17 protein-coding genes and 1 tRNA gene are annotated in these 16,263 nt (G+C 48.6%); 16 read left to right on the forward strand and 2 right to left on the reverse strand.

The window, feature by feature from the left end; translation table 11 throughout:
• Window positions 1–67: 67 nt before the first annotated feature.
• From infB to HRU73_RS04135, 13 genes are all read left to right on the forward strand, one after another.
• The gene (gene infB, locus HRU73_RS04075) at window positions 68–2,731 is read left to right on the forward strand and encodes a translation initiation factor IF-2 (protein ID WP_287399569.1); all 2,664 of its coding nucleotides are present in this window, start codon (window positions 68–70) and stop codon (window positions 2,729–2,731) included.
• A gap of 52 nt (window positions 2,732–2,783) precedes the next feature.
• A complete protein-coding gene (rbfA, locus tag HRU73_RS04080) occupies window positions 2,784–3,137 on the forward strand; it encodes a 30S ribosome-binding factor RbfA (RefSeq protein WP_276817541.1) in 354 nt (117 codons plus the stop codon).
• A 100-nt stretch (window positions 3,138–3,237) separates the two neighbouring features.
• Window positions 3,238–4,164 (forward strand): tRNA pseudouridine(55) synthase TruB, encoded by a 927-nt coding sequence (truB, locus tag HRU73_RS04085; RefSeq protein WP_287399571.1) that lies wholly within the window; start codon window positions 3,238–3,240, stop codon window positions 4,162–4,164.
• Between the two features lie 94 nt (window positions 4,165–4,258).
• Window positions 4,259–4,873 (forward strand): cytochrome c biogenesis heme-transporting ATPase CcmA, encoded by a 615-nt coding sequence (ccmA, locus tag HRU73_RS04090; RefSeq protein ID WP_287400028.1) that lies wholly within the window; start codon window positions 4,259–4,261, stop codon window positions 4,871–4,873.
• Between the two features lie 6 nt (window positions 4,874–4,879).
• Window positions 4,880–5,539, forward strand: a complete 660-nt coding sequence (gene ccmB / locus HRU73_RS04095; protein ID WP_011111377.1) for a heme exporter protein CcmB — start codon at window positions 4,880–4,882, stop codon at window positions 5,537–5,539.
• Window positions 5,540–5,643: 104 nt separating this feature from the next.
• Window positions 5,644–6,387: a heme ABC transporter permease CcmC gene (gene ccmC / locus HRU73_RS04100; protein ID WP_011111378.1), complete on the forward strand. Its 744-nt coding sequence runs from the start codon at window positions 5,644–5,646 to the stop codon at window positions 6,385–6,387.
• A gap of 29 nt (window positions 6,388–6,416) precedes the next feature.
• Entirely contained in the window at window positions 6,417–6,566 is a 150-nt protein-coding gene (ccmD, locus tag HRU73_RS04105) for a heme exporter protein CcmD (protein WP_276678884.1), read from the forward strand.
• Complete coding sequence (gene ccmE / locus HRU73_RS04110) at window positions 6,563–7,012, forward strand: cytochrome c maturation protein CcmE (RefSeq protein ID WP_276678872.1); 450 nt, start codon at window positions 6,563–6,565, stop codon at window positions 7,010–7,012. Before ccmD ends, ccmE begins: the two co-directional genes overlap by 4 nt.
• A gap of 41 nt (window positions 7,013–7,053) precedes the next feature.
• The gene (locus tag HRU73_RS04115) at window positions 7,054–9,105 is read left to right on the forward strand and encodes a heme lyase CcmF/NrfE family subunit (protein ID WP_287399572.1); all 2,052 of its coding nucleotides are present in this window, start codon (window positions 7,054–7,056) and stop codon (window positions 9,103–9,105) included.
• Window positions 9,102–9,626 (forward strand): DsbE family thiol:disulfide interchange protein, encoded by a 525-nt coding sequence (locus HRU73_RS04120; RefSeq protein WP_276678869.1) that lies wholly within the window; start codon window positions 9,102–9,104, stop codon window positions 9,624–9,626. The genes HRU73_RS04115 and HRU73_RS04120 overlap by 4 nt, the downstream gene beginning before the upstream one ends.
• 10 nt (window positions 9,627–9,636) lie before the next feature.
• On the forward strand, window positions 9,637–10,143 hold the full coding sequence (locus HRU73_RS04125) for a cytochrome c-type biogenesis protein (RefSeq protein ID WP_327183662.1): 507 nt from the start codon (window positions 9,637–9,639) through the stop codon (window positions 10,141–10,143).
• Entirely contained in the window at window positions 10,140–11,471 is a 1,332-nt protein-coding gene (gene ccmI / locus HRU73_RS04130) for a c-type cytochrome biogenesis protein CcmI (protein ID WP_276678868.1), read from the forward strand. The genes HRU73_RS04125 and ccmI overlap by 4 nt, the downstream gene beginning before the upstream one ends.
• A 30-nt stretch (window positions 11,472–11,501) precedes the next feature.
• Window positions 11,502–11,963, forward strand: coding sequence for a peroxiredoxin (locus tag HRU73_RS04135; RefSeq protein WP_011111384.1), 462 nt, complete (start codon window positions 11,502–11,504; stop codon window positions 11,961–11,963).
• A gap of 48 nt (window positions 11,964–12,011) precedes the next feature.
• Here the strand turns inward: HRU73_RS04135 and HRU73_RS04140 are convergent, their stop codons facing one another.
• On the reverse strand, window positions 12,012–12,995 hold the full coding sequence (locus HRU73_RS04140) for a malate dehydrogenase (RefSeq protein WP_276678866.1): 984 nt from the start codon (window positions 12,993–12,995) through the stop codon (window positions 12,012–12,014).
• 225 nt (window positions 12,996–13,220) lie between these two features.
• Here HRU73_RS04140 and HRU73_RS04145 point away from each other — a divergent pair, with 225 nt between their 5' ends.
• The gene (locus HRU73_RS04145; protein WP_287399575.1) at window positions 13,221–14,639 is read left to right on the forward strand and encodes a dihydrolipoyl dehydrogenase; all 1,419 of its coding nucleotides are present in this window, start codon (window positions 13,221–13,223) and stop codon (window positions 14,637–14,639) included.
• 114 nt (window positions 14,640–14,753) lie between these two features.
• Here HRU73_RS04145 and HRU73_RS04150 read toward each other — a convergent pair.
• Window positions 14,754–14,829: transfer RNA gene (locus tag HRU73_RS04150), tRNA-Met, on the reverse strand.
• Between the two features lie 240 nt (window positions 14,830–15,069).
• On the opposite strand from HRU73_RS04150, the gene HRU73_RS04155 reads away from it, so the two are divergent.
• Both HRU73_RS04155 and HRU73_RS04160 read left to right on the forward strand, forming a co-directional pair.
• Entirely contained in the window at window positions 15,070–15,240 is a 171-nt protein-coding gene (locus HRU73_RS04155) for a hypothetical protein (RefSeq protein ID WP_158297460.1), read from the forward strand.
• A gap of 177 nt (window positions 15,241–15,417) precedes the next feature.
• Complete coding sequence (locus tag HRU73_RS04160; protein ID WP_287399576.1) at window positions 15,418–16,251, forward strand: TrmH family RNA methyltransferase; 834 nt, start codon at window positions 15,418–15,420, stop codon at window positions 16,249–16,251.
• Window positions 16,252–16,263: the final 12 nt, after the last annotated feature.

Raw genomic sequence — 16,263 nt, forward strand, 5'->3', positions numbered from 1 at the left:
GGGCAGGGAAAAGGGAATGTTTGTTGTGTTTTCGGATTTTTGTTGGATTTGAAGTAAAAGGTTGCTGATGACTCAAATGACTGTAGAGCAATTTGCGCATGATCTGGGTATGTTACCTGGCTTGTTGCTGGAACAGCTTCAGGCTGCCGGGGTAGATAAACGTTCTGCAGCAGATTTTCTCACGGAGCAGGATAAGACCCGGCTTCTCGATTATCTGCGTAAATCGCATGGAAGTAGCGGACCAAGAACCAGGATCACTCTGGCGCGTAAACAAACGACAGAGATAAAACAGTCAGACAGCACAGGCAGGCCGAGGACCATTGAGGTCAAAGTCAAGAAAACGCGGGTGCTGACCAGACAGAATGAACCTGAGGTGATTGAAAAAAGTGTGAGTGAAGAACCCGCACCTTTGAAAATGGTCGAAACGCCGGAACCGACGATTGTAAAGTCGGTTGTCGATGCTGAGCAGATGGCCTTGCGTGCTGAAGAAGCCAGGAAAAGATCAGAGTTGATTGCCCGTCAGGCTGCTGAGCTGAAAGAAAAGCAGGAAAAAAGGAGACAACAGGCAGCTGCTCAGGCGAACGTGAAAAAAGAACCGGCCCCGGCTGAGCAGGAATCTGGGCCGGCGACAGCTGTCACGCCGGGATCAGTGACTGAAATTTCATCCAAATCGCCGGAAACAGGTGCGGCAGCCACGCCTGCTACTTCAACTGCTCCAGCGACAACCTCGACGACTGCAGCGACCAAGGGACATGCTCCTCAGAAACCGGTTGTCAAACCGGAAGAGAAGGGCGAAAAGAAAAAGAAGCCAACCAAGCAGGATGCCTGGAAGGATGAGCCGGTCAAACGTCGTGAACCGAAAGCACGTGGTGATCTGTCTGGCGGGCAGGAATGGCGCATGCGTAAGGATAAGCACGGCAAATATAAGTCAGATGAATTGCAATCCCAGCATGCTTTTTCGGTACCTACTGAACCGGTCATTCATGAAGTCTTGATTCCTGAAACTATTTCAGTGGGAGCTTTGGCGCAGAAAATGGCAGTCAAAGCAGCAGAGGTCATCAAGGTACTGATGAAAATGGGCAGTATGGTGACGATCAATCAGATGCTCGATCAGGAAACTGCCATGGTCGTCGTCGAGGAGATGGGACATATCGCCAAGATTGCTGCGTCGGATAATCCTGAGTCTTTCCTGGAGGAAGTCGATGTATCTTCCGATGAAGCCAGGATGGAACCACGCGCCCCTGTAGTCACGGTGATGGGACACGTCGATCATGGCAAGACCTCGCTGCTCGACTATATTCGCAGAACCCGTGTTGCAGGAGGGGAGGCCGGTGGAATTACCCAGCATATTGGTGCCTACCATGTCGAAACTTCACGCGGGGTGATTACATTTCTCGATACGCCAGGACATGAAGCGTTTACTGCGATGCGCGCTCGCGGTGCCAAGATTACCGATATCGTCATACTGGTTGTGGCTGCGGATGATGGTGTGATGCCCCAGACGATTGAAGCCATTCACCATGCCAAGGCGGCGAATATCCCTATTGTCGTAGCGGTCAACAAAATGGATAAGCCGGAAGCCAATTTTGATCGTATCAAGCAGGAACTGGTCAATCATGGTGTCGTCCCCGAGGACTGGGGAGGTGATGCCATGTTCATTGGTGTTTCAGCAAAAACCGGTCTGGGAATCGACGAATTGCTGGAGGCAGTTTTATTGCAGGCAGAAGTGCTGGAACTCAAGGCTGTCCGGGAGGCGCCAGCCAAAGGCGTGGTGATCGAATCCCGTCTGGACAAGGGGCGTGGTCCGGTTGCGACGGTTCTGGTTCAATCTGGCACTTTGAGACGGGGTGATGCGGTTCTGACTGGAGCCGTGTTTGGAAAAATCAGGGCCATGCTGAATGAGCGGGGTAAATCCATCAGTGAAGCGAGTACCTCGATTCCCGTCGAGATTCAGGGGTTGTCAGAAGTCGCGGTCGCCGGAGAAGTGTTTATTGCGCTGGATGATGAGCGCAAGGCTCGTGAGATTGCTCTTTTTCGCCAGGGTAAATTCCGTGATGTGCGACTGGACAAGCTTCAGGTGGCAAAAATGGAGGATGTATTCGGTCAGCATGAGGACGTCAGTACACTTAATCTGATCATCAAAGCAGATGTGCAGGGATCTTGCGAAGCACTGGTCTATGCGTTGAAGAAGCTGGAAACCGATGAAGTGAAAATCAATGTCGTGCACAGTGGAGTGGGAGCGATCATCGAATCTGATATCAATCTGGCTCTGGCATCCAAGGCTGTCGTCATCGGGTTCAACTGTCGTGCCGATCTGGGCGCGCGCAAGCTGATCACTTCAACCGGGGTGGATGTGCGCTACTACAACATCATTTACGAAGCGGTCGATGAAGTCAAAAAAGCATTGTCAGGAATGATGATGCCGGATCGCAAGGAAAAAATCCTGGGTATGGTCGATATTCGTGAAATTTACCGGATATCCAAGGTCGGAGTCGTGGCCGGTTGTTATGTGCTCGAAGGATTGATCAAACGTGATGCGTTGGTAAGGTTATTGCGTGATGGTCTGGTCATCCATAGTGGTAGTCTGGATTCTCTGAAAAGATTCAAGGAGGATGTTCGGGAGGTGAAATCCGGTTTCGAATGCGGGCTTTCATTGAAGAATTTCAATGATATTCAGCAGGGTGATCAGATCGAGGTGTATGAGATTGTCGAAACTGCTCGTGTGCTGTGATATTGAGCATTCTGTGAAGTGAGTGGTTCTCCGGATTGAACAGGAGGTGATCATGTCTAGGGATTTTTCGCGTACTGTACGGGTGGCTGACCAGATTCAGCGTGAGTTGGCTTTGCTGATCCAGAATGAAATCATGGATCCAAGAGTCGGGATGGTGACACTGACCGGCGTGGAAGTAACACGTGATTATGCCTATGCCAAAGTTTTCTACACCACTTTGGGAGGGGATGGAAATATTCAGCTTGTTGAAGAGGGATTGAAGCACGCAGCTGGCTTTCTGCGCAGTCAGCTGGCTGGCAAAATCAGGCTGAGAGTCGTTCCACAGTTGCAATTCGTTTACGATGAATCGGTCGAACGCGGTATGAAACTCTCTCGGCTGATCGATGAGGCTGTAGGTAAAGCCTGACCCGGAAGGTTGATATTTGAATCCTGCCGCTTCGATTTTCTGATTCAACTTACTGTAAGGTCTTCCCCTGTCCCAATCTGCCAGCATCAGCGGAGTTTTGTTGCTCAACAAGCCTTCCGGTATTTCATCCAATCGAGCACTTCAGATCAGTAAGCGTTTATTGTCGGCCGCCAAGGCAGGGCATACCGGAACATTGGATCCAATGGCACAGGGGCTGCTGCCAATCTGCCTCGGTGAGGCTACCAAATTTTCCTCTACTTTGCTAGGTGTGGATAAAACCTATGTTGCGTCCCTCAGACTTGGTTATATCAGCAACACGGGAGATGCCGAAGGTGAAATCAGACAGGTGGTCGGTTCTGATGTAAACCCACCTGATTTCGGGCAAGTGACTGGGATTCTGCAAACATTTCTCGGTCGATCCAGTCAGATTCCACCTATGTTCAGCGCATTGAAACAACATGGCAAACCGCTTTACCGGTATGCACGTGAGGGAATTACGGTTGAGCGCAAAGCACGGGAAATCGTAATTCATGCCGTGTCACTCGATACTTTGTCAGGTTTTGAGATGACGATTACGGTTCGATGCAGTTCAGGTACATATGTCCGAACACTGGCTGAGGACATCGGAAAGGCACTTGGTTATGGCGGTGCCTATCTCACAGCGCTTTCCCGTATCAGTGTCGGTCATTTTGAATTATCTCAGGCCTGTGATTTGGATCAGCTCGAATCCGAGACTCCTGTCAATCGTCAGAAACTTTTGTGTCCGATCGACAGTCTTCTAAACGATATTCCTTCCATAGTACTTGATGATGATGAGGCATTACGTTTGCGACAGGGACAGAAAATCAGGAAAAATATGTCTCGATATGGATTACCGGTCAACACGCAATTGAAGTTGTACGATGATCGCAATGTTTTTCTTGGCCTCGGTGAACGGATCGATCCTGAAGTCATCGTGCCTAGAAGAATGATTTCATTACATGAAGCTGTTACGGGTGCGATAGCCGGTTCGGTGGATTTACAGTAAGTTTTTATTGCCTGATGAGCGGCAACGACACCAGGCGGACAGCAATACGCTATAATCTCCGACTTTTATGACCACAGGCCCATCACCGATTGAGATGCTGACAGCCAGGAACCTGGAGTGTATACGGGGGGAGCACAGACTCTTCAGTAATCTCTCTTTTTCCGTAAATCCCGGTGAGCTGATGTTTGTGGGTGGCCCCAACGGCAGTGGCAAGACCAGCCTGCTCAGATTGTTGTGCGGATTATCTTTGCCTGATGATGGGGAAATTTACTGGAATGGAACTGATATCCGGAAGCTGGGAGGGGATTATCGCGACGTGATGACTTACCTGGGGCATCTGGGAGGCATCAAGGATGATCTGACAGCTATCGAGAATCTGCGGATATCCTGCGCACTGGCAGGTTGTGAGATCGATGAGGATCAGGCGGCAGATGCATTGGGGCAGATCGGGCTGGCTGGACGTGAAATGCTGCCCGCCAGAGTGTTGTCGCAAGGGCAGCGCAGGAGAGTGGCTCTGGCTCGTTTGCTGGTGACTCGAACCAAGTTATGGATCCTGGATGAGCCCTTGACTGCTCTTGACGTTGCAGCGGTGGAGCTGATCAAAGGCATACTGGAGCATAATCTGGCAAAAGGAGGTATGGTCATTATGACTACTCACCAGGAGCTCGTGATGAGCACTGTGATGGTGCATCATTTGGTCTTGTCCTGATTCGATATGATCTGGTGGATAATCAAGCGGGATTTGTTGCTGGCAATGCGTCGACGTTCCGACGTGCTGACGACTCTGTTCTTTTTTGTCATCGTTGTCAGCCTGTTCCCGCTGGGTGTGGGGCCTGAGGCTAGTATATTACGGATAATGGCATCGGGTGTGGTATGGGTGGCTGCTTTGCTGGCTTCGATGTTGTCGCTGGGCCGTATGTTTTCCAGTGATTATGCGGATGGAACTCTGGAACAGATGCTGCTTTCCCCGGTTTCTTTGTCTGCGTTGGTCATGGGTAAAGCAATATCACACTGGCTGGTGACCGGGGTTCCGCTGGTGCTGATGGCACCGGTATTGGGGATCCAGTACGATTTGCCGGTAGAGGCATTGATTGTGCTAACGCTCTCACTGTTGTTGGGGACGCCTGTGCTGAGTCTGATTGGTGCGATCGGTGCTGCGTTGACATTGGGGTTGAGGGGAGGAGGTGTACTGGTATCGATACTGGTTCTGCCGCTCTATATTCCCGTGTTGATTTTTGGAACAGGCGCAGTCGAGGCAAGTACTGCGGGAATGGGGTTCGGGGCGCATTTTTCGATATTAGGTGCATTTTTATTGGTTTCCATCGTTTTTTCACCTTGGGCGACTGCTGCATCTCTCCGGATTTCCATGGGCTGATCTCAGCAATCAGGGCTGCAAGTAGCGGATGGTGAGGTATTTGGTAAGGTAAAAGCAAGTAATTTCGTTTTCTGCCGGATTAATTAAGAGAGAATATTCAGGACATGACAATCAATTGGTTTAAATATGCCTCTCCCGCGAGTTTTTATTTTCTGGCGGGGCGGATGATTCCCTATTTTTCCATTGCGGCAATCATTTTTCTGATCGTGGGCCTGTATATCGCCTTTTTTTCTGCCCCGACCGATTTTCAGCAGGGTGAGGCCTACCGGATTATTTTTATCCATGTTCCAGCTGCCTGGATGTCGATGTTTTTGTACGTAGTCATGGCATTCTGGGCCGGGATAGGACTGGCATTCAATACCCGGCTTTCATCCATGGTGGCAAGTGCCATAGCACCGACGGGTGCCATGTTTACTTTCCTTGCTCTGTGGACGGGGGCATGGTGGGGTAAGCCGATGTGGGGAACATGGTGGGTCTGGGATGCCCGTTTGACTTCCGAACTGATTTTGTTTTTTCTGTATATCGGTTTTATGTCATTACAGGCCGCAATCGATGACCCAAGGCGTGCGGACAAAGCCGGAGCCATTATTGCTCTGGTTGGGGTGGTCAATATTCCGATCATTTATTTTTCGGTTCAGTGGTGGAATACCTTGCATCAGGGTGCCTCAGTCAGCCTGATTCAATCACCCAAAATGGCAACTGCTATGCTGTCGGGCATGTTGATCATGGCGCTGGCGGTATGGATGTACTCGATTGTAATGATTCTGATTCGGGCCCGTCTCATCATTCTGGAGCGTGAACGCCACACGGCATGGGTGTCAGAATTGAAAGAAGGAGTGTTGGAATGAAGTGGGAAAGCGTATCTGATTTTTTTGCCATGGGGGGATATGGCCTTTATGTATGGGGATCTTACCTGGTTGCAATACTGTGCATAATTGGCGAGGTTGTCGCGATTCGTATTCGTAGGCGAACTTTATACAAGCATCTCGGTCTGAGAAAAAGATCAATTCTGCGAGGAGAGAAATGAAGCCACGTCATAAAAAAATGGCTGTTATTGCATTGAGCGTCAGTGCTTTGACAGTTGCTGTCGTATTGGTGCTGAATGCATTTCAGAGTAATCTGGTTTTTTTCTTTAGTCCCAGTCAGGTGGCTGCCAAAGAAGCTCCTATCGGAAAAAGTTTCAGAATAGGTGGGCTGGTGGAAGAAGGTTCACTTAAACGAGAGGGAGATGGCACTACCCTGAAATTTGCCATAACTGACACTGCTGAAGTCATTCGAGTGGTTTATACAGGAATTCTTCCTGATTTGTTTAAAGAAGGGAAAGGTGTCGTGGCACAAGGAAAAATGGCAGATGATGGTATTTTTTATGCTGATGAAGTGCTTGCCAAACACGATGAAAATTATATGCCGCCCGAAGCTGCCAGTGCACTGGAGCAGGCGGCCAAAGCACAGAAAACCTCACTTGCGCAGTGAGTTTGTTCATTTCGTAATTTAACAAGGGATAACTTCAAACCATGATTCCGGAACTTGGTAACTTTGCCCTCATCCTCGCAATGCTGCTGGCCCTGGTCCAGGGAACACTACCCATCATTGGCGCGGCACGTGGTATACCCTCGTGGATTGCTTTGGCGCGTCCGGTCACACAGGGACATTTTGTATTTATCGCGATTGCTTTCGGGTGCCTTGCCTATTCGTTCGTAAATAATGATTTCTCTGTATTGAACGTGGCATCCAACTCGAATTCTGATCTTCCTGTGCATTTTCGTTTTGCTGCAACATGGGGATCTCATGAGGGTTCATTATTGCTATGGGTGACCATGCTTGCCGGCTGGTCTGTGGCTGTAAGTGTTTTCAGTCGTCAGTTGCCGGACGATATGGTAGCTCGTGTCTTGGGTGTGCTGGGGCTGGTCAGTGCTGGTTTTCTGCTGTTTCTTTTGTTTACCTCCAACCCTTTCGACAGGTTGTTGCCGGCAGCAATCGAAGGGAATGACCTCAATCCACTACTGCAGGATCCGGGAATGGTTATGCATCCACCCATGTTGTATATGGGGTATGTAGGTTTTTCAGTGGCATTTGCATTTGCAATTGCAGCACTGCTTAACGGCCAGCTGGATGCGGCCTGGGCGAGATGGTCACGTCCATGGACCGTTGTTGCCTGGATTTTCCTGACTATTGGCATCATGGGCGGCAGCTGGTGGGCATATTATGAGCTGGGGTGGGGTGGCTGGTGGTTCTGGGATCCGGTTGAAAATGCATCATTCATGCCCTGGCTGGTAGGTACCGCACTGATACATTCACTGGCCGTGACTGAAAAACGCGGAAGTTTCAAGAGCTGGACGGTGTTACTGGCAATTACTGCTTTTTCACTGAGTCTGTTGGGGACTTTCCTGGTTCGTTCTGGGGTTCTGACTTCCGTACATGCTTTTGCAACAGATCCGGCACGCGGGATATTTATTCTGGTCTATCTCTCGCTGGTCGTAGGGTGTTCATTGACACTGTTTGCATGGCGAGCATCGAAAGTAGGTCTCGGCGGTAATTTTGAAATTGTCTCACGTGAAACTACTCTACTTGCCAATAATGTATTGCTGCTGGTGGCTGCAGGCAGCGTATTGTTGGGTACACTTTACCCTCTCCTGATCGATGCATTGGATCTGGGGAAAATTTCTGTGGGCCCTCCTTATTTTGAGGCTGTTTTTGTGCCTCTGATGACACCGGCAATCTTTCTGATCGGGTTGGGGCCGGTTGCTCGCTGGAAGAAAGCCAGCTTGCCAGCCCTGGCGGTGCTGATGAGATGGGCATTCGTTGTAAGTCTGATAGCGGCAGGGATTATGCCGTTCATCATGGGCGAGTGGAAACCTATGGTCAGTTTTGGATTGCTTCTGGCTTTCTGGGTCATCGCCAGTATATTTGTCAGCATCAGCCATCGACTCCGGAATAGTGGTGAAGGTGGATTGTTTACCAGACTGGCAAAACAGCCAAGGGGTTATTACGGTATGCACTGTGCACATTTGGGTATTGCAGTGTTCATCATCGGTGTGACGCTGGTTAATGGTTATGAAACCGAGAAAGATGTGCGAATGGAAGTCGGCAGTACCGTGACACTCAAGGAATATACCTTCCAGTTCAATGGAACCAAGTCGGTTACCGGCCCTAACTACAATGCATCTCAGGGACAAGTCGAGGTATTCAGGGAAGGTAAAAAAGTCAGTGAGTTGCAGCCTGAAAAAAGAACCTATACCGCATCAGGTATGCCTATGACTGAGGCGGCGGTTGACATGGGGCTGTTGCGTGATTTGTATGTTGCACTGGGTGAGCCGTTGGAAAACGGTGCCTGGATAGTTCGTGTCTATCACAAACCTTTTGTTAACTGGATATGGCTGGGTTGTATGTTGATGGCTTTAGGAGGAGCGCTGGCTGCCAGTGATCGACGTTATCGTCTCGCAATTGGCAAGAAATCGAGGAATAAGGCAGCTTCAGGACCAGTAGCACCGGAAACTGCAGATATACCGGCCGGGAACATGGTTACCAATTCAGTTATTCTCTCGGAGGAAGGTGGTAAGGTATGATGCGATTTCTGCTGCCTCTCGCGGCATTTGTAGTACTGGTGATATTTTTGGGGGTTGGCCTGACTTTGAACCCGCGTCAGGTTCCTTCTCCACTGGTGGATAAACCCGCGCCGCCTTTCCGTCTGCAACAGCTCTACGATACTACTAAGACGCTTTCATCCGAAGAAAATCTTGGAAAGGTATGGATGCTGAATGTCTGGGCATCCTGGTGTGTTGCCTGTCGCGATGAGCATCCTGTGCTGGTTGAGCTTTCAAAACTGGGTATCGTTCCCATTTATGGTCTGAATTACAAGGATCAGCGCGATACCGCCATGCAATGGCTCAAACAGTTTGGTAACCCTTATGAAATCAGTATCGTTGATGCGGATGGGAAAGTTGGTATCAATTATGGTGTTTACGGTGTGCCGGAGACTTATGTGATTGATAAACAAGGAATTATCAGGTACAAACACATTGGTCCGGTAACAGTCGAATCGCTGAAAAACAAAATTCTTCCTTTAATCAAGGAACTGAAGGGTTGAGCTGGTCATGATGAAACGATTGATACATAGTTCACTGAAGCGTTATCTGGTAGTACTGATTTTGTCTTTTACGTCTTTGCAGGGCTATGCAGCAACTGAAGCAGTACCTGTTGCAGAAGACCCCGAACTTGAGAAACGGTTGGTGAATCTGGCAGAAAATCTTCGTTGTCTCGTGTGCCAGAATGAATCACTGGCTGCATCCCGTGCGGATTTTGCCAATGATATGAGGCGTGAAATCCGGGAACAGATGCGGATGAATAAAAGCGATGATGAAATCGTAGAATTTCTGGTTGCCCGTTACGGTGATTTTATACTTTTTAACCCTCCCTTGAAATCAACGACCTGGTTATTGTGGTTTGGCCCGTTTGCCTTGTTTCTGGGTGGTGGTGCCGCTCTCATTTTTTATTTGCGGCGGCGTCGTATTCAGATAAATGAAAAGGACTTACCGTTGACTGAAAGTCAGCGTCTTCGGGCCGAGTCTCTCATCAAAGAAATGAACAAGGATCAAAGCATATGACCGCATTCTGGGTGGTGGCCGGTATATTCATCGTAGTGGCGCTATTGTTCGTGATTCCTGTATTACTGAGAAGTAAAAGAAACGAATCCCAGGAACAGATTGAACGCCAGGCTGCAAACATCACTATTTATCGTGACCAGCTTGCAGAACTGGAGCGGGATTTACGCGATGATACCCTTTCCAGAGAACAGTACGGCTCCAGTAAACAGGAGTTGCAGAAACGAATGTTGCAGGATGTATCGGAGAATGGTGAATCTGTCACCCATCTGGTTCCAACCAGTCGCCATGGTGTCGTTGCGGGTATCATTGTTACCCTGGTAATTCCACTTGCCGCTATCTATCTCTACCTGGTAATCGGAGATACGCGCGGGTTGCTGCCTCAGTCACAACTGGCCAATGCTACCCAGTTTTCTCAGAATGGGGCGGGAGGAGAGGAAGGACATATCGATATCAGTTCAATGGTTGAGAGTCTTGCAGCCCGCCTCAGGGAAAACCCGGAGGATATAGAGGGCTGGGTGATGCTCGGACGTTCTTATGCAATCATGGAGCGTTTTGATGATGCCAGTGCAACCTATGCCAAACTGGTCCAGATGGTTCCGGATAATCCCCAGTTTCTGAGTGATTACGCAGATATGCTGGCCATGATAAATAATGGCAGTTTACTGGGTAAACCTGCTGAAATGATTGCCAGAGCGCTTGCTATCGATCCGAATTTTCCCAAGGCACTGGCTCTGGCTGGTACTCTCGAGTTTGAACAGGATAAATTTGATCAGGCAGTTGCTTACTGGGAACGCCTGTTGAGTGCCATACCTGCCGATTCGAGACTTCATAAATCGGTGAGTGACAGTATCGTACAGGCTAAATCTCTGGCGATGAGAGGTAAAGGTGAATCTGCTCCCGTACAGCTCGCTCAGAATTCAAATGTGGGAACTGATGCTACGGCGGGATCTTCTTCTGCGGAAAAACAGGAAATTTCTGCTGGTGTGCCAAGTATCTCGGGTTCGGTGACGCTGGATCCCTCTCTGGCTGACAAAGTCTCTCCGGATGATACGCTCTTCGTTTTTGCAAGAGCCAGTCAGGGGCCAAAAATGCCATTGGCAATCTTGAGATTGAATGCCAGAGATATTCCTGTTTCATTCAAACTCGATGACAATATGGCCATGACTCCTGCGATGAAACTTTCCAGTTTTCCGGAGGTGGTGGTTGGAGCGAGAATCAGCAAAACCGGGCAGGCTATTCCTGCCAGTGGAGATCTGGAAGGCCATAGTGACCCTGTAAAAATCGGTGATGGAGAGGTTTCCATTACGATCGATCACGTCGTTCCATAAATTTTAACTATTGATAGAACCCGTATTCTTATGTCTGATGATCTGATTCCGGATTTTGAGCTGGCTTCTACAGGTAACAAGCAATTTCGTCTGTCAGACGTAAAGAGCAGATACCTGGTTATTTTCTTTTACCCTAAAGATGATACGCCTGGCTGTACCAGTGAAAGCCAGCAATTCAGGGATTTATATCCGGAATTTGTGCAGATAGGGTGTGAGATTGTTGGTATTTCTCGCGATAACCTGAAATCCCACGATAAATTCAGAGGAAAGTACGATTTACCTTATGATTTGCTGAGTGACAGTGATGAAGTGGTATGCGAGCTGTTTGGTGTCATGAAGATGAAAAACATGTATGGTAAACAGGTACGCGGAATAGAACGCAGCACCTTTGTATTGGATCGGGATGGCAAAGTGTATAAGGCATGGCGAGGTGTCAAGGTTCCAGGGCATGCAGAGGAAGTTCTGGCGTTTATCAAATCAGTTACAGCCTGAGAACGGCTGATCTGTCATTCGGAGCCGGCGAAAGCTGGCTTTGTCATCTCAGAGTAACAAATGCTTGATTGAATCCAGTTCCTGGGTCAGCTCATCATAAGCGATATCCAGTCTGGTACGAGAGAATGGGCTGATTTCAAGCCCTTGCACAATCTTCCTTCCGCCATTTTTACAAACTACCGGGAATCCGTAAATTACACCTTCCGGTATTTTATAGCTGCCATCAGACAAAATTCCCATTGTGATCCAGTCATCGTCTCTGGTTCCAAAAATCCAGTCACGCATATGATCAATAATGGCGTTTGCTGCGCTGGCTGCGCTGGATAGGCCGCGAGCCTCGATCACCACAGCACCTCGGTTTTGGACAGTAGGAATGAAACTGTTTTCAACCCAGGTCTGATCTTTGATGAGATCGATCACTTTTTGATGATCGATTTCTGCATGAGATAAATCAGGAAATTGGGTAGATGAATGATTGCCCCATACGATCATTTTTCTGATATGGCTGACCGGCTGGTTCAGCTTCATGGCAACTTGTGATAGCGCCCGGTTATGATCAAGCCTGAGCATTCCTGAAAAATTCTCTGGCGACAAATCTGGTGCATTCTTCATGGTAATGAGGGTATTGGTATTAGCAGGATTTCCTACTACCAGAATTTTCGCATCTCGTTTTACCACCTGGTTCAAGGCTCTGCCTTGTTCCCTGAAAATTTCGCCGTTGGTCTGCAGTAAATCCTTGCGCTCCATACCTTTACCGCGTGGGCGTGCTCCAACCAGTATTGCAATATCGGCCTGATCAAATGCTATCATCGGATCATGCGTTACGATAATGTCCGTCAACAACGGAAAAGCACAATCCTGAAGCTCCATGAGAACACCATCCAGTACCTTTCCGGATTCCGGAATATCGAGGAGCTGAAGAATTACGGGTTGGCTGCTGCCCAGCATATCTCCGGCGGCAATTCTGAATAACAGGCTGTAGCTGATTTGTCCTGCTGCGCCGGTGACGGCAATACGAATGGGTGAAGACACCAAATCCTGCTCCTTGAGTATTTGATATATTTCCCAGTGGGAAAAGAGATCGGGTGGAAAAAACAGTTAGGAATTATACCGGCAAATCTCAACATCAAGAAAGGTAAGCGTCACCTGGACTGTAACTTTGTTGGTTGAGAGTAAAAAATAATAGAAATGATCTGAATACAGAAATCACAATATACTTTCCTTATATGCTAAACAAATTATCCGGATCAGAGCTTTATGCATAAATTTGATGTGGTAATCATTGGTGCAGGCAGCGCTGGTTTATCTGCTCTGCGTGAGGTAAAAAAACACACTGACAACTTCATATTGATCAATGAAGGTCCATGGGGAACTACTTGTGCCCGGGTGGGGTGCATGCCCTCCAAATTATTGATCGAGGCTGCCAATGCTTTTTACCGGCGAGTCAGTTTTAATGAATTCGGCATTACGGGTGCAGATCAGTTGGGAGTGGATCATAAACGGGTTCTGCAGCGTGTGCGCAGACTACGGGATGATTTTGTCACCAGTACACTTGGCGCGACCAGGGAATTGAGTGAACGGGCCATATCAGGCCGTGCTCATATTCTTTCTCCGCATCAGGTGATGGTCAATGGTGAAAAATTTCATACTCGTAAAATCATCATTGCAACTGGTTCCCGGCCCGTCGTACCGGAGCCCTGGCAAAGTCTTGGCAAACGTTTGCTTACGACAGATACGCTGTTTGAACAGGAAGCTTTGCCAGAACGCATCGCTGTTATCGGTATGGGGCCGGTAGGTCTGGAAATGGCGCAGGCACTATCCAGGCTGGGTGTGCGTGTTACCGGCTTTGGTTCCGGCAGAATGATCGGCGGTATTACTGACCCTCTTATCAATCAGGCAGCAGTGACACTGTTATCCAAAGAATTTTCTTTGCATCTTGGAACCAGAGCGGATATTACGGTAAATGCCGATAGTGACGTGATTACGGTCAATTCGGGTGACATTAGAATCGAGGTCGACAGTGTACTGGCTGCTTTGGGGAGGCGACCAAACATTGATGATATCAATCTGGAAGCATTGGGTGTGCCGCTTGATGAAAGAGGTTTGCCACCCGTAAATCCTGATACTTTACAGATTGCTGATCTGCCGGTATTCCTGGCGGGTGATGTCAATCAACGTTCTCCTGTATTGCATGAAGCTGCGGATGACGGACATATTGCCGGCTTGAATGCAACCAGAGAAAAATTGGTTTGTTTCAAACGGCGCGTGCCACTGGCTATTGTATTTTCTGATCCTAATATCGCCGTGGTTGGAAAATCTTTTCGATTGCTCGAACATGAGGATATCCGGACGGGTGAAGTAGATTTCAGCCGTCAGGGGCGGGCACGTTCGGCCCAGTCTAATCGTGGTGTGCTGCGTGTGTATGCTGCTGCAAACAGTGGCCGGCTGCTGGGTGCAGAAATGTGTGCACCGGCTGGAGAACATTTTGCGCATTTGCTGGCACTGGCAATCGATCAGTCCTTGAGTGTATGGGATTTATTGCGATTGCCGTTTTATCATCCGGTGCTGGAAGAAGGATTGCGTACTGCGTTACGTAACCTGGCTTCGAAACTACCTGCATGCAGCGAATCGGATCTGGCTGTTTGCGGCCCCTTTAATGCCGAAGCGCTTGACTGAAAGCCATATTCGAGCCGTGATGGTGAGCCAAACTAAAATATGGCTGACTACAACAGGGCTATGGATTGGCTGTACGGGTCTATATTGCGGTGTGAGCTGCTGAATGATGATGAGTGGTGGCGAATCAGGGATTTGAACCCCGGACCAACGGATTATGATTCCGCTGCTCTAACCACTGAGCTAATTCGCCATGTATCTGAACGACAGAGCGCGTATTCTGCCTTCTGCAGGAAAGGTAGTCAAGACCGTTGCTTTCCATCGACCTTGAAATAACGAGATAAATGCAATTTGCTGACCTCGGCATTGCTATTTCCCGGTATCGCAATCATGTGAGTTTGATCTGGATCAGTATTTCGATGTCCTCTTTCCTCTACTCTCTTGATGCAGTTCCGGGAAACATTTCGTAAATCTCAAGGATAAGAGGATAAGTATGAAGATCAAATTGATGGTCATCGTATCGATGGTAATGGCTGTGGCCGCTTGCAAACCATCTGTACCCAATTCGCCTGACTCGTCATCGTATGGAAAAACTGTTCAGCCATTTCACCAGATTCCTGCTGAAGATCAGGAAGGAGGGGGAAAACCCAGATCAATCGAATAGGAAATTGCAGGTTTCTACTGGTTGCCATTGTGATAACCAGGCTTTGGTATAGCTTCGCAGGTTACATAAGCAATGTCTGATTGGCTGTTGTAGCCTGCTTTCAAACAGGGATATTTTTCCCTTCGCAGTATTCCTGATAGTATGCCGTCATTCAAGTAATCTACAGATTGCAGCGGCGTGCGCCATATTACTTCTCGCGAACATCCCTTATTCAAGAAGCTGTTTAAGCTGCAACACTCGGCACGTCAGCGTCATGATGAAGGCATGACGCTGCTTGATGGCATCCATTTACTGCAGTCCTGCCTGGCATCTGGCAAGACCCCGGTGTTGCTGATTGTCAGTGAATCCGGTAGCCAGCATCCTGAAATCAGTCAGTTACTGATTCATATTGATAAAGATCCTCAGAAAACAGATTGTCTGATGCTGAGTGATACATTATTCAATCAGATATCGCCTGTTAAAACGCCGGTTGGCATACTGGCGCTCATTGATATTCCTCAACATACACTACCTGCAGACACATACCAGAATTCTTTTAGTATCTTACTGGAAGGTATTCAGGATCCCGGTAACCTGGGTTCGATGCTGCGCTCTGCCGCTGCTGCCGGCGTAGAAGGTGTTTTCCTTTCCTCCGATTGTGCCGACGCCTGGTCGCCCAAAACACTGAGAGCAGGCATGGGAGCGCATTTTTCATTGAAAATTCATGAGAATGTCGACCTGATCCAAGTTGCCCGCCAGTTTGCCGGCAATGTCGTGGCAACGACATTGCATGATGCCAGCAATCTTTTTCACACAGATTTACGAGGGGCGGTCGTGTTTGTTTTCGGGAATGAAGGGGGCGGGATTTCAGAAGAACTTCTGGAAACCGTACATCAGCGAGTGATGATACCTATGCCAGGGTGTACCGAATCACTCAATGTCGCTACGGCAGCAGCCATCTGTTTATTTGAGAAAGTCCGGCAGGATACCTGTGTTGGTGATTTTCACGAGAACAGCATGGGCAGCAGATGAAATCTGCCTTTC

The sequence above is a fragment of the Nitrosomonas sp. H1_AOB3 genome (assembly GCF_015709435.1).
In the GTDB taxonomy this organism is placed as follows: domain Bacteria; phylum Pseudomonadota; class Gammaproteobacteria; order Burkholderiales; family Nitrosomonadaceae; genus Nitrosomonas; species Nitrosomonas europaea.

Excerpts from the sequence above, each read along its gene's own strand:
- infB (WP_287399569.1), top strand. The coding sequence starts at position 68 with ATGACTCAAATGACTGTAGAGCAATTTGCGCATGATCTGGGTATGTTA.
- rbfA (WP_276817541.1), top strand. The coding sequence starts at position 2,784 with ATGTCTAGGGATTTTTCGCGTACTGTACGGGTGGCTGACCAGATTCAG.
- ccmA (WP_287400028.1), top strand. The coding sequence starts at position 4,259 with ATGCTGACAGCCAGGAACCTGGAGTGTATACGGGGGGAGCACAGACTC.
- ccmB (WP_011111377.1), top strand. The coding sequence starts at position 4,880 with ATGATCTGGTGGATAATCAAGCGGGATTTGTTGCTGGCAATGCGTCGA.
- ccmC (WP_011111378.1), top strand. The coding sequence starts at position 5,644 with ATGACAATCAATTGGTTTAAATATGCCTCTCCCGCGAGTTTTTATTTT.
- ccmD (WP_276678884.1), top strand. The coding sequence starts at position 6,417 with ATGGGGGGATATGGCCTTTATGTATGGGGATCTTACCTGGTTGCAATA.
- ccmE (WP_276678872.1), top strand. The coding sequence starts at position 6,563 with ATGAAGCCACGTCATAAAAAAATGGCTGTTATTGCATTGAGCGTCAGT.
- HRU73_RS04115 (WP_287399572.1), top strand. The coding sequence starts at position 7,054 with ATGATTCCGGAACTTGGTAACTTTGCCCTCATCCTCGCAATGCTGCTG.
- HRU73_RS04120 (WP_276678869.1), top strand. The coding sequence starts at position 9,102 with ATGATGCGATTTCTGCTGCCTCTCGCGGCATTTGTAGTACTGGTGATA.
- HRU73_RS04125 (WP_327183662.1), top strand. The coding sequence starts at position 9,637 with ATGAAACGATTGATACATAGTTCACTGAAGCGTTATCTGGTAGTACTG.
- ccmI (WP_276678868.1), top strand. The coding sequence starts at position 10,140 with ATGACCGCATTCTGGGTGGTGGCCGGTATATTCATCGTAGTGGCGCTA.
- HRU73_RS04135 (WP_011111384.1), top strand. The coding sequence starts at position 11,502 with ATGTCTGATGATCTGATTCCGGATTTTGAGCTGGCTTCTACAGGTAAC.
- HRU73_RS04145 (WP_287399575.1), top strand. The coding sequence starts at position 13,221 with ATGCATAAATTTGATGTGGTAATCATTGGTGCAGGCAGCGCTGGTTTA.
- HRU73_RS04155 (WP_158297460.1), top strand. The coding sequence starts at position 15,070 with ATGAAGATCAAATTGATGGTCATCGTATCGATGGTAATGGCTGTGGCC.